The 696-nt window shown below is 60.2% G+C and carries 1 protein-coding gene; it reads right to left on the bottom strand.

Going from position 1 to position 696, the window contains the following annotated elements; genetic code table 11:
• Nucleotides 1-682: filamentous hemagglutinin N-terminal domain-containing protein (locus AACQ38_RS23795; RefSeq protein ID WP_445260645.1), on the bottom strand; the 682-nt coding region annotated here is incomplete at its 3' end.
• Nucleotides 683-696 lie beyond the last annotated feature (14 nt).

Below are 696 nucleotides of genomic sequence, written 5' to 3'. Positions count from 1 at the left end.
TCGCCACGGAACGGGCGATAATATCGGTGTAACTTTGCTGTGTGCTGTCCATGCCGTGCCCGTCAATCCGCACTTCCCCCTGATTGACATCAAACCCTTTCAGCCGGCCTCGCTCCATCAGGGCTTGCCCGGTAGTGAGCGTGGTGCGATGTGAGTTAATGAACCCGCAACCGTTACAGGTGATGCCCGCCGGGTTGGCAATAATCACCTCGGCCTTATGCCCGGCCACTTCAATCCAGCCATTGAGACGACTGGGATCATGGCTGTTGACCTCGTTAAGAATAACGCTGGCGTCCCCTTTGGCTAACCACGGATTGCCGGCCACCATGCCGCCGAGTTGCGTCTGGGTGGCCTGATGGCTGTTATTGAGGATAACTCCCTGTTTATCCACATCAAACTGGCGATAGGTATTGTGGGAAACGCCGTCGGCGCCCGGCGTCTGGATATTGACCTGCGGCGTGCCGTTGGCGCTGCGAATAATGGTTGGCTGCTGACGTCCCGTGGCCTGTCCGTCGGCCACAATCGCCGCCTGTGCGGTGAGCGAAATCCCGCCAAGGGCGAATAACACCCCAAACCGTAGCGCAGTCAGCCGGCAACAACGCTGCGGTGAAGCGGAGCGATGAGCGCGGCGTCCGGTTCTTCCCCGTCCGGCCCGCGCTATCTCGGCCACCACCATCCACATCTGGCGGGCCTGAT

Source organism: Photorhabdus sp. RW14-46 (assembly GCF_963887965.1).
Classification (GTDB): Bacteria; Pseudomonadota; Gammaproteobacteria; order Enterobacterales; family Enterobacteriaceae; genus Photorhabdus; species Photorhabdus laumondii.
Note: the sequence above shows the minus strand (reverse complement) of the source record. Positions and strands in the feature narration are given on the sequence as shown.